This is a genomic window from Paenisporosarcina sp. HGH0030, assembly GCF_000411295.1.
Taxonomy (GTDB): domain Bacteria; phylum Bacillota; class Bacilli; order Bacillales_A; family Planococcaceae; genus Paenisporosarcina.
The window spans coordinates 214869-227317 of the sequence record NZ_KE150422.1 but is presented as its reverse complement, the minus strand read 5'-3'; the positions used below and the strand labels follow the sequence as shown (position 1 = coordinate 227317).

Here is a 12449-nt window from a genome sequence, read left to right as displayed (position 1 = left end):
AATCTGCATGATACGAGTGCTGATTGCGGATGATCATCATGTTGTTCGCCGCGGTTTATTATTTTTCTTGAAAACGCAAAAAGACATGGATGTGGTGGGAGAAGCGACCAATGGGAAGGAAGCTGTTGAATTGACAGCAAGTCTCAGACCCGATATTGTATTAATGGATTTAGTTATGCCAATAATGGATGGGATTCAAGCAACGAAAAAAATCAAAGAACAGTACCCGCAAACAGAAGTGCTGATGCTTACGAGCTTTTCAGACCGTGATCATGTCATTCCTGCTATTGAAGCGGGAGCTGCAGGCTATCAACTAAAAGATATTGAACCTGACGATTTAGTGGAATCCATCCGCAAACTGATGCGTGGGGAAAATACGTTGCATCCGCTTGCCACCTCGGAACTGATGAAGGTCCGGGAACCGCAAATTGATCCACCGCACAAATTATATCCTTTGACTCCACGAGAGCAGGATGTTTTATCTGAGCTTACAAAAGGGAAAAGCAATAGAGAAATCGCTTCCTCATTGTTTGTCACGGAAAAAACAGTCAAAACCCACATATCCAATATTTTTTCAAAACTACACGTCCAAGACCGCACGCAAGCCGCACTTTATGCAGTAAAGCATGGACTAACTGAACCGAGCGGACTGTAAAAGGAGAGAATGAACATGAAAATTTTAGTCATAAGTGGAGGACCACGTAAACATGGTCGTACCGCAATTGCAGCTCGATTTATTGAACGTACTTATGGATTCCATACAATGGATTTAAGTGTAATGGGAATGCCGATGTACACTGGAGAAGAAGAGCAAGCAAATGAGTCTGTTGTAAAATCTTTACGTCAAGCTGTGCTAGAAGCTGATGCTGTATTGTTGTTATCACCTGAATATCACAGTGCCATGAGTGGAGCGCTGAAAAATGCATTGGACTTCCTGGGCAGTACACAGTTTCTACATAAACCAGTCGGCTTACTTGCTATCGCTGGTGGAGGAAAAGGTGGCATCAATTGCTTGAATAATATGCGTACAGTGATGCGAGGCGTTTATGCCAATGCAATTCCACGCCAGTTGGTGCTTGATCCAAGTACATTTGATTATGACCGAGATGGTCTAGTAAAAGAAGCGGCTGAACAAGTCGATGGCTTAATCGAGGAATTGAAAATGTACGCACGGATCGGGAATGAAATGAAATCGCAAAGTTTGATTTAAAACGTTGAGAAGCGACCTGTTATGGTTGGTTCTCAACTTTTTGCTTTGGTATAGGATTGATCAGTTAAATGTTGTATGTTGATGTACTATTAGTGGAGTTAGTTGTTAATTATTGGGTGAGACTGATTAAATCTCGATTAATTCCGATTAAACCAGCTCTAGAGCCGATTAAACAGATATAGACAGAGAAATGCCTAATCAAACAAAAAGCCAACCTATGAAATAGAGGTTGGCCATTTTTGTTATCTTTTTTTAGTAGGTCTTTTCCGCATATCTTTCGTAATTTGTTTCCATTTCCCTCGCTCTGCTTTTTGGGCAGCGGCATCAGCTTTTCGTTCCATATAAGCAAGCTCACGTTTTAGTTTTTCATAACTTGCATATCGTTCGTGTGTTAGGGAGCCATTATTCAACGCTTCCTGCACACCACATCCAGGTTGGCCATTATGTTGGCAATCTGAAAAGCGGCATGTTCTCGCAAATTGCTCTACGTCCTTAAAGCCAGTATCTAAACTTTCACTGTTATCCCACATTTGGAATTCACGCATACCAGGAGTGTCAATCAACAGACCGCCTCCAGGCATTCGGAACAATTCTCGATGAGTTGTCGTATGGCGGCCTTTATCATCATCTTCTCGAATGTCCTGAACGGCCATGACATTCTCACCGCATAGTGCATTGGTTAAAGAAGATTTCCCTACACCAGATGAGCCCAGCAACGCAGCAGTTTTGCCGTCTTTCAATAAGTCTTGAAGTTCGTCAATGCCTTCTCCGGTAACACTGCTGACGACATGTATCGGTACACCAAATGCCACTGTTTCAGCTTGATCCACATAAGAATGTGGATCATCACAAACATCTTTTTTCGTTAAAACGATAACAGGGTTTGCGCCTGAGTCCCAAGCTGCAACCAAATATCGTTCCAATCGACGAAGGTTGAAATCCATGTTCAAAGACATGACGAGAAAGACGATATCTACGTTAACGGCTACAATTTGTTCTACCGTTGTACCACCCGCTACTTTTCGTGAAAATATAGAAGTTCGTGGCAGTATGTTTCGAATGATACCTTTTTCTTCACCTGGCATTTTTTCAACCGCTACCCAATCACCGACAGCCGGATAGTCCCGGCGTTCATTTGCCTGGTGTTTGAAGCTGCCGGAAAGGGAAGCTAGCCATTCACCTTCATCTGTCACCACTCTGTACATATGTTTATGTTCAAGCAATACGCGTCCAATAACGCAAGCTTGCAACTTTTCATTCGAGGACTGGTCTTGCCATTTCGTTTCTAAAGACTCGTTCCATCCGTAATTTTTAATTGTTTTCAATGTGTTAATCATTTTCAATGTGTGTTCCTCCTGATTTGTGTATAAGAAAATTGGAATGCGCCATATGCGCTTCAGTCCATTACATTTTCTTGGGAAATAAAAAAACCGTGGCTGCGAAAGGCAGTCACGGTTCATACACATCACAAAAAAAACGTTCTACTTGTTAGAAAGCATACGTGTGATGAGATACCTGGAACATGCCAATTCGCAATTTTACGTTCTCAATTAAATTTGCCATAATACCTCACCTGCTTTCGATTTAATAAAGTAACCATAACAAAATCATATTCATCATGTCAATACTATATGTGAGAAATTTTACCCAATTCTGAAAAAAAGTAATTGTCATGTTTATGAAACCGTAACGTAAGGGTATATAACTAATAAGTTGTTAGAAAAATACTAAAATACGAAAGTGGAGGTATTCGAAATGATGACGAATTCAATTGCCGGACAAAAATGGTGGAAAATTGGTGCTGCAGCTTTCCTGACAGTAGGTTTACTAGGGGCATGTGGTGATGGAGACGATGAAGATGTTGAGAATGAAATCCAAGATGAACAAGACTCTGAATAAGACTTCAAAAAAACCGCCGATATGGCGGTTTTTTTATGGATTAAAAGTAATATGATTTGGTTTTTTTATAAAAAATATTACATTCACTTGAACATTTTAGAATGGAGTTAGTAAGATGCTGGAGGAAAACGATATATGTAAATTTTGGTAACTGTTATATTATTGGAACCGAATTGCACTGATTACGTCTACTTGTAGTCGTCTCTTTTAAAGAATTATTATTGATAGGATATTCTTTTACTTAAAAGGAACAAATTTTTGTTTTTAAATTCTCGGTTTAAAGTTTCATGATGTACACGAACAATCTATGATACTATATTGTTTTGTAAATATAAGCTTTCTAGCTAGTGGGGTTTTCATATGTTTTCTCAATCATTTTTACAATTAAATACTATTTTTATCAGCATATTAATAGAATCCATACCTTTTGTGCTGATTGGTGTTTTTATTTCAGGATTCCTTCAAATGTTTGTATCGGAAGAAATGATTGCACGAGTTATCCCGAAGAATCGATTTTTGGCCGTCCTCTATGCAACTATTTTGGGTGCCTTCTTTCCTGCCTGTGAGTGTGGCATTGTGCCGATTGTTCGCAGACTTCTCCTAAAAGGGGTCCCTTTGCATGCAGGAATTGCTTTTATGTTAACCGGGCCGATCATCAATCCTATTGTTTTATTTTCCACTTACATTGCTTTCGGAAATCAATGGGACATGGTGTTATACCGCAGTGGACTTGCTTTTATTGTCGCAATGACAGTTGGTATTATCTTGTCCTATCAATTTAAGGGGAATCAACTGTTAGAAAAGGGGAAGATGAATACTCATCATCATCATCATCATCATTCTAAGGGACAGTCGTTTAAAAGCAAATTTGCGGATATGCTTCGACATGCAGTGGATGAATTCTTTTCTGTAGGTAAGTATTTAATTTTGGGCGCATTTATTGCAGCAACAATGCAAACCTACTTGAAAACTTCTACATTGCTGGACATCGGTCAAACCGACATTACTTCATCGCTTGTCATGATGGTTCTTGCTTTTGTCATGTCGCTTTGTTCAGAAGCAGATGCATTTATTGCTTCTTCTTTCAGTAGTACTTTTTCAGTCGGATCTATCGTGGCATTTCTTGTATTTGGTCCAATGGTAGACATTAAAAATACTCTTATGATGCTCAGTGTTTTCAATAAACGTTTTATCTTTATCTTAATTGGCTATATTGCCCTATTTGTTTTAGTCGGTTCACTATTGATATGAAGGAGGGAAAGTCTTGGTAAGGACGTATATTTTACTCATTTTCACTTTCTTCTTTGCACATTTACATGCTTCAGGAAATATTACGAAATACATTAACATGAAGTATTCCTATCTTTCCTATAGCGCAATTTTCATTTTCGCCATTTTAACAATTGTCCAAGCATATACAGATATCAAACAGTCAAAAGATGAACCTGATGAATCTTGTTGTGATGGAAGTCATAGCCATGAAAAAACGAAGCCTTTTTATCAGAGATGTTTCATTTATGGGATTTTTATATTTCCTTTACTAACTGGCTTTTTTCTGCCTATTGCAACTCTAGATTCTACAATTGTTAAATCGAAAGGATTTTCGTTCAAGGCAATGGAAACAACCGATGAATATGCTGTCACTCAGTACTTGAAACCTGATACCAGTATTTATTATGGCAAGGAAGGCTACGATGAATTAATGGATATTGAAAAAAATAAATATCTATCCAAAAGCAGCGTAATACTTAAAGATGCAAACTATCTTAAAGGATTGGAAACAATCTATAATTATCCTGGGGATTTTCTTGGGAAGACAATCGAATTTGATGGTTTTACATTTAAAGGGGAGACTGTGAACAACAACCAGCTTTTCGTCCTGCGATTTGGTATTATTCATTGTATTGCAGATTCGGGTGTATATGGAATGTTAGTTGAATTTCCTGGGAATATGAATATCGAAGATGACCAATGGATCCATGTCAAGGGAACCCTCTCTTCAGTCTATTACCAACCATTTAAATCCACCATCCCAGTGTTGCTTGTAGAAGAATGGGAAAATACCAAAGAACCCAAAGAACCATATGTTTATCGTTCATATTAAATTTCATCGATAGTGAAAGTCTAAAATCCATAGGCAAGAAAAAAAGGCGTCGCAGACTAGCTGGTTCTGTTATGAAGAACAAAACCGCAAAATGTCAATAAAAATGTATAACTAAAAGCACCGCAATTGGTACAAATCTGTCATAAGATTTGTATCAAAAAGCGGTGCTTTTTCTATTTCAGTTTATTGACTTGAGAATAGCAATACTAATTTTATAAAAAGGGAGCATGGGGGGTTTGTGTAAATAAGTAAAAGATAGAAAAATGTAACTTTTCTGTTTTTATAACGTATTACAATTAACAAAAGATAATAATTTTAACGTAACACAAATTATCAGGGGGGATTAGAATGTATTATAAACGAATTAAAAAAATTGGAGGCATCTTATTCTTGGTTAGCTCGTGTTTTCTGTTTGCCGCCTGTTCGGAAGAAATTCCTGAACAGCAAAAAGAAGTGGTTGTTTCATTAGAAGATAAAAATGAAGAAGCAGTCCAGGCTGTTCTTGAATCAGAATTCACAGTTCCGAACGAAGAATATGTGCTTATTGTCAAAAACATTGATAAAAAAATGACCGAAATAGGCAGCCACACACCTGAAGCGAATGAAGTAAATGGAGATGTAGAGTCAGGGGTCTCAGATGAATGGCGTGCCTACGAGGAATTAGTTAAAAAAACATATGGACCTTACTTTACTGACCATCTATATGATTACCTTATTTCCAATGTTATTGCTTTTCATTATCACTATGGATATATAGGCTTTGACGAAAATATTCGGTATGAAATGAAAGTTAGTGATATACAAGTAACTAAAAGTGAGAATAAAAACACACCCAAGCATTATGACTTTACCGCTCAGGTAGAATATACGAATAATGCAGGTGAAGTTTCACAACACGAAGTAAAAGGTACGGCAATTCTTTCTGAACCAGGAAAAATTGGGAAGTTTGAAATACTGGATGATGGTGGTTTAGGAGAAAAAGTATCAGTGGACCGACAATAACAACAAAACATTGTGATTTTGCACTGTCTTCGGATGGTGCATTTTATATTTTAAAAGAAAAGCACCGCTAAATGCGGTGCTAATTAATTACTAAGTGATATCCGATATCGGATATTATTTAGTTTTTTTTTCCTCTCAAGAAAACTCGATAGGATTTTTTCAGCGTTTTCTTATCGTTAATAAATCAAACTTCTTCGTTTTACCCCAATCCTTCAATTCTTTAATCGATTGTCTCGTGGGGTTCAATATGAACCAGAACCATGCAAAATGGCTTTACTAAATGTATTTTTTTCTCAATCTCTTCCGTGATTCGATGACCCTCCACAACATTTAATGATGGATCAACTGTAACGGTTAAATCGACAAACATTAGATTCCCATGCATGCGTCCTTTGAAGTCCTCTAAATGGATGACACCCTGTACTTTTCGAACGAGAACTGAAAGAGTTTCAACCTCATCTTCGTTAAAACCGTCAGTCAAGGTATGTACGGCCTCATTGAAGATATCGAATGCCGTTTTCATGATCAGTAATCCGACTAAAATGGCTGTAATTGAATCCAAGATAGGGAGTCCAAATATAGCAGCTAATATCCCGATGGATGCCCCGATACTAACGAGGGCATCGGATCGGTTATCATATGCTGCGGCTCGAACCGCGGAGCTATTAATTCGATTAGCCAGCCTTAAATTGTATCGATAAACCACATACATCACAATGGCACTGCCAGCAGCAACAAATGCTGTTAAGATGGAAGGTGTTTCGTGAATCGGGTGAAGCAAGTTCTTTCCTGCATTTATTAATACTTGCAAACCGACAGCAGCCATAATAAAAGAGGCGACAAGGGATGCAACTGTTTCGGCACGGAGATGTCCATAATGATGATTATGATCCGGAGGTTTTTGTGATATTCGAAGTCCAATCAATACAGCAATTGAAGCAGCGATGTCCGTCGAATTATTGAGACCATCTGCTTTTAAAGCTTCGGAAGTACCGATATATCCGATGGTCAATTTTATAGTGCTTAGAACTAAATAGGTACCGATACTTATCCAAGCACCTTTTTCCCCTTCGCGTAATTGTGTATATAGCTCCAATTTGTTTCCCCCCTGCAAAACTTTCAGACATAAGAAAACGACTCTCTTAGTGAGAGTCGTTTCTTTCTAATCGTTCTTCAATCATATTTTCTAATTCTTCTTTAGTTAACTTAATGACTTCAAGATACAGTATGTGATGGCCTTCCATATCTTTAATCGTGAATTCGTATCCTTGTTCAATTATTTTTTCACCTTTAATAGCTTCAAAATGTTTAGTCAGGAACCAACCACCGATTGTATCAATATCTTCTTCATCAATATCAATGCCCAAAATATCATTAACGTTTTCTATTAAAATTTTGGCATCAAGGATATAGTGATGATCTCCTAATTTTTGAACATCCGGCAATTCATCATTATCAAACTCGTCTCGAATATCACCGACAATTTCTTCAAGAATGTCTTCGATTGTTACGAGACCCGATGTTCCGCCATATTCATCCATCAATATTGCCATATGAATACGTTCACGTTGAATTTTCAATAACAACTCACCAATTGGAATGGTTTCAATGACACGAATGATTGGTTGCATATAATCAATGACCGGTCGATTAATATTTTCCGAATCCTTAATATAAGCAGTCAATAAATTCTTCATGTTCACCAAACCGATTACATGATCTTTGTCGCCATCTGTTACTGGATATCGCGTATACTGTTCGACGTTTACCTGGTCAAACACTTGGCGAAGGGTCGTATCTTTATCAATGGTGCTCATCTCGGTACGGGGAGCCATAATTTCTTTGGCAATCCGATCGTCAAATTCAAAAATCTTGTTTACAAACTTATATTCCGATTGGTTGATTTCACCACTTTTCAAGCTATCCGATAGAATTATACGAAGTTCTTCTTCTGTATGTGCCAGCTCTGATTCAGATGCAGGCTTTAATCCAAATAAGCCTGTAAGTGTTCGAGCGGAACCATTTAGGAATTTAATAATTGGATACATGATGCGATAGAACCAAATCAATGGTTTTGCCGTAAACAAGGCAACTTGCTCCGCTTTTTGAATGGCTAACGTTTTCGGTGCCAATTCACCGACCACTACGTGCAAAAATGTAACGAATGAGAACGCAATTCCGTAAGATAGGATATTTGACGTGTTATCACTTAGCTCGAAACGTTCAAATAGCGGATGCAATAATAGCTCGACAGTAGGTTCTCCAAGTAAACCTAAACCTAACGCGGTCATTGTAATACCCAACTGACACGCAGATAAATATTCATCCAAATTTGAAATGACGCGTTTAGCGTGAACTGCACGTTTATTTCCTTCCGCAACCAATTGATCAATGCGGGTTGATCTCACTTTTACAATAGCAAACTCACTTGCCACGAAGAATGCCGTAAAGGCGATTAAGACAGCAAATGCTGTCAATCGTATGGCTATGTCCAAAGAATTCCTTTGTTCCAGACCCGAATGAGGGGGAGAACAAAGTGTACACCTCCTGTTTTCTAAAAAATAGTTAATACCTATAATAATAAAATACTCAGGTTTAAAAAACAAATATTACTTACCACACGCAATTTCCCTTTCAACGGTTTCCATATTTTTGTATCCTAAAAGAAGAGACTTATATGATGGGGGAGTGAATAAATTATGGGAAAAGCTAAGAGAGGTCGTTATCTTGAGATCTTGTCCGCTTCAACCAAACTAGGGTTAACTTCTTTTGGAGGTCCAGCAGCACATATCGGTTATTTTAGAGATGAATACGTGCAAAAGAGAAAATGGCTCGACGATAAGCTGTATGCTGATTTGGTTGCCTTATGTCAATTCCTGCCCGGTCCCGCGAGTTCACAAGTAGGGATATCAATCGGTATGCTACGTGGAGGATTACTCGGTGGTATTTTGTCATGGATTGGTTTTACACTTCCTTCGGTTTTAATATTGATGGCCTTTGCATGGATTATTATGCAAACGGGATCATTTGAAAGTGGTTGGATTCAAGGCTTGAAAATCGTCGCTGTTGCAGTTGTCGCACATGCATTGATGGGGATGGGCAAAACGTTAACACCGGATCGACCGAGATTGACAGTCGCAATGATTGCCGCAGCTGCAACATTATTGATTCCGACGGCTTTGGGTCAGATTCTGATTATCGTACTAGCTGGTTTGTTTGGCGTACTGTATTACAAAAATGAAAAAGCACCAGATGCGGTCGAAATGCCATTGTCATTCGGTAAGAGGACAGGAATTATCGCATGGATTCTATTCTTTGCTTTACTCATTATATCGCCGATCTTTAGACCATTTGTACAAGCTACTTGGTATGCGATCTTTGATATTTTCTATCGTGTTGGTTCTATCGTGTTCGGCGGGGGGCATGTTGTTTTACCAATGCTGGAACGGGAAGTAGTACCAGCCGGTTGGATGTCTTCGGAAGCTTTCATAGCGGGTTATGGTGCAGCTCAAGCGGTACCGGGTCCATTGTTTACACTGGCTGGCTATCTTGGTCAAATCATGGGAAGCTTCTCCGGAGCTGCCATTGCCGTGGTTGCAATGTTTTTACCTTCCTTCCTACTTGTAATGGGAACGTTGCCTTTTTGGGCGGTTATTCGTACTAAACCAAGAATTCAAGCGGCATTGAAAGGAGTGAACGCGGCCGTAGTAGGAATATTACTGGCAGCATTGTATGACCCGGTCTTTACAAGTGCCGTACATGCCCCAATTGATTTTGTCATTGTGTTAATTTCATTTACTCTGTTAGTATTTTATAAACTGCCACCTTGGATTGTCGTGATTATCACCGCAATATTAGGTGCATTGAGCTTGGCTATATTTGGTTAAAAGGGAGAGATGGCTTTGGATACGACTGTGCAATATGCAATAGAAATGGATAAGCATGATAAGATGAGTTCTTTTAAAAAAGAATTCTACTTACCAGAGAATCAATTATATATGGATGGGAACTCGTTGGGGCTTATGTCAAAACGTTCTGAAGCAACTTTGGATAAACTAATTTCCAGCTGGCGTGAAAAAGGGATTGATGGCTGGATTGAAGGTGAGAATCCATGGTTTACATATCCAGAGAAGTTAAGTGAACGTGTCGCCAAAATTGTCGGTGCTCAAGGAAATGAAGTGATGGTGACCGGCTCCATTACCGTAAATATTCACCAAATGCTAGCTACTTTGTTCCATCCGACAGCTGAAAAGTCTGTCATTGTCGTTGACGAACTGAATTTCCCTTCCGATATTTATGCGGTGGAAAGTCATTTGCGGTTGCGTGGTCTTGACCCTGCTGTGTCGATGCGAAAAGTGAAAAGTACTGACGGCTATACACTAACACTGGATGCAATTGAAGAAATGTTAACAGAGGATGTAGCCATCTTAATGTTACCTTCTGTGTTGTATCGAAGCGGCCAGTTGTTGGATTTGCGTCGCATCACTGAAATGGCCCATGCGAAAGGAATTTTGGTAGGCTTTGATTTGGCACATTCCATTGGCTCCGTACCTCATAACTTACATAATGATGACGTAGATTTTGCAATATGGTGCCATTACAAATACATGAATAATGGTCCTGGGGGAACTGGTGGGCTTTATATTCACGAGCGTCATCATCACGAGTTGCCTGGTCTTGCGGGATGGTTCGGTTCAGATAAGACCAAGCAATTTGATATGTCTCATGAATTCTCCAAAGCAAATGGAGCGGGTGCTTATCAAATCGGGACCCCGAATTTATTCAGCACTGCGCCTTTAAGCGGAAGTGTGGAGCTTTTTGAAGAAGCGGGAATGGACGCAGTCCGTTCGAAATCACTTGCGTTGACAAAATATTTACGTGAGTTGATTCAAGCGGAAGCAGGTTCATTCGGCTTTGTTGATGTCACGCCCTTTGCAGATGAATCAAGAGGTGGACATATTGCTCTTGCCCATCCAGAAGCTGCCCGGATTTGTAGAGCATTGAAAGAAGCAAATGTCGTTCCCGATTTCAGAGCACCAGATATTATTCGATTGGCGCCGATTAGTTTTTATTCGAGTTTTGAAGATGTGTGGGAAATGGTCCAACGCTTAAAAACCATTATGGTAGAAGAAACATACAAAACGTTCACTAATGAACGAAATGTGGTGGCTTAAATGAAAATACATGACATTTCGATGTTGTTGAACCAGAACGTTGCAGAATGGCCGGGTGATACGCCATTCCAATTTCATATCAACTGGACAAAAGAACAGAGTGGTTCGGTAAACGTCGGACAAATTACGACGAGTACACATATAGGTACCCATATCGATGCTCCTTTTCATTTTGATGAAAACGGAAAGAAAGTTCACGAACTTCCTTTGGAAAACTATATCGTCGACGCGATTGTGATTGATGTGAGTGGAAGTGAGGTTATATCGAGAGAATTGTTGAAAGGTAAAGTGACTGGGGAAGCAAAAGCGGTTCTTTTCCGAACGAATGCCTGGCAGCAAAGAGATGTATTCCCTGAAGCAATTCCAGCATTTGATGCGGATATTGTGGATTGGATGGTTGAGAACGAATTGTCTTTATTTGGAGTCGACTTACCATCGGTTGATGCGATTACTAGCAAAGATTTACCTATGCATCATGCTTTAGGAACTGCAGGTCGCTATATTCTTGAAGGACTTATACTGGACGATCTCAAGGAAGCAACTTATCAATTAATCGCACTTCCTTTGAAAATAGAAGGAGCGGATGGAAGCCCCGTGCGCGCAGTATTAATTGAAAAGTAATACGGAATACAAGGACCTTGGCTGAAACGCCGAGGTCCATTTTTTAATAGAAAGTAGTTAAATGAAAAGCCTTCATACCCACGTTCGAGCAATACCCGTTTAAATACCCTACCTAAATATGCCTAAACGCAAGTTGTTAACAGAATAATAATTTTTTTCTAAATCTATTGACAATCCAAAAAATGTCATGATAATCTTAATAAGTAAATAACTATGAGAAAAGGAGGTACGTGTCATGAAGATCAGAGTTGAAGTTGCTACAAACTACATAGTTCGTCCGTACCTACTGGTCATTTCTCTTTGAGTTCACATTAATCAGGGAACAGGTATGGACACCTGTTCCTATTTTCATGCGCACACGCATCTGGAAACAGGGCGTGTGCTTTTTTGTGTTTTTTTACTACCAAATTTTGGTTGTTACAGCTCTGCTGTTTCAAAT

Annotated in this window: 12 protein-coding genes; 9 read left to right on the top strand and 3 right to left on the bottom strand. The window is 39.1% G+C overall.

Features of this window, described 5'->3' with window-relative positions:
- The first annotated feature begins 7 nt into the window (after positions 1–7).
- Entirely contained in the window at positions 8–655 is a 648-nt protein-coding gene (locus HMPREF1210_RS13190) for a response regulator transcription factor (RefSeq protein ID WP_016429201.1), read from the top strand.
- A 15-nt stretch (positions 656–670) separates the two neighbouring features.
- Complete coding sequence (locus HMPREF1210_RS13185) at positions 671–1210, top strand: NADPH-dependent FMN reductase (protein WP_016429200.1); 540 nt, start codon at positions 671–673, stop codon at positions 1208–1210.
- Between the two features lie 242 nt (positions 1211–1452).
- Here the strand turns inward: HMPREF1210_RS13185 and rsgA are convergent, their stop codons facing one another.
- The gene (gene rsgA / locus HMPREF1210_RS13180) at positions 1453–2547 is read right to left on the bottom strand and encodes a ribosome small subunit-dependent GTPase A (protein WP_036660197.1); all 1095 of its coding nucleotides are present in this window, start codon (positions 2545–2547) and stop codon (positions 1453–1455) included.
- Between the two features lie 418 nt (positions 2548–2965).
- On the opposite strand from rsgA, the gene HMPREF1210_RS18115 reads away from it, so the two are divergent.
- From HMPREF1210_RS18115 to HMPREF1210_RS13165, 4 genes are all read left to right on the top strand, one after another.
- Complete coding sequence (locus tag HMPREF1210_RS18115) at positions 2966–3109, top strand: hypothetical protein (protein ID WP_016429197.1); 144 nt, start codon at positions 2966–2968, stop codon at positions 3107–3109.
- Positions 3110–3469: 360 nt separating this feature from the next.
- Complete coding sequence (locus HMPREF1210_RS13175) at positions 3470–4360, top strand: permease (RefSeq protein ID WP_036660122.1); 891 nt, start codon at positions 3470–3472, stop codon at positions 4358–4360.
- 13 nt (positions 4361–4373) lie between these two features.
- On the top strand, positions 4374–5213 hold the full coding sequence (locus HMPREF1210_RS13170) for a TIGR03943 family protein (RefSeq protein ID WP_016429195.1): 840 nt from the start codon (positions 4374–4376) through the stop codon (positions 5211–5213).
- Between the two features lie 348 nt (positions 5214–5561).
- Positions 5562–6215: a hypothetical protein gene (locus tag HMPREF1210_RS13165; RefSeq protein WP_016429194.1), complete on the top strand. Its 654-nt coding sequence runs from the start codon at positions 5562–5564 to the stop codon at positions 6213–6215.
- 220 nt (positions 6216–6435) lie between these two features.
- Here HMPREF1210_RS13165 and HMPREF1210_RS13160 read toward each other — a convergent pair whose 3' ends face one another.
- Entirely contained in the window at positions 6436–7311 is an 876-nt protein-coding gene (locus HMPREF1210_RS13160) for a cation diffusion facilitator family transporter (protein WP_016429193.1), read from the bottom strand.
- A gap of 46 nt (positions 7312–7357) precedes the next feature.
- The gene (locus HMPREF1210_RS13155; protein WP_016429192.1) at positions 7358–8710 is read right to left on the bottom strand and encodes a hemolysin family protein; all 1353 of its coding nucleotides are present in this window, start codon (positions 8708–8710) and stop codon (positions 7358–7360) included.
- Between the two features lie 204 nt (positions 8711–8914).
- Between HMPREF1210_RS13155 and chrA the strand changes: the two genes are divergently transcribed.
- Genes chrA through kynB form a run of 3 tightly spaced genes read left to right on the top strand, consistent with a single transcriptional unit; the run spans position 8915 to position 12010 of the window.
- Positions 8915–10102, top strand: coding sequence for a chromate efflux transporter (chrA, locus tag HMPREF1210_RS13150; RefSeq protein WP_016429191.1), 1188 nt, complete (start codon positions 8915–8917; stop codon positions 10100–10102).
- A gap of 9 nt (positions 10103–10111) precedes the next feature.
- Complete coding sequence (gene kynU, locus HMPREF1210_RS13145) at positions 10112–11389, top strand: kynureninase (protein WP_369758045.1); 1278 nt, start codon at positions 10112–10114, stop codon at positions 11387–11389.
- Positions 11390–12010 carry an arylformamidase gene (kynB, locus tag HMPREF1210_RS13140; RefSeq protein ID WP_016429189.1) on the top strand — a complete coding sequence of 207 codons (621 nt, stop codon included), beginning with the start codon at positions 11390–11392 and terminating at the stop codon, positions 12008–12010.
- Positions 12011–12449: the final 439 nt, after the last annotated feature.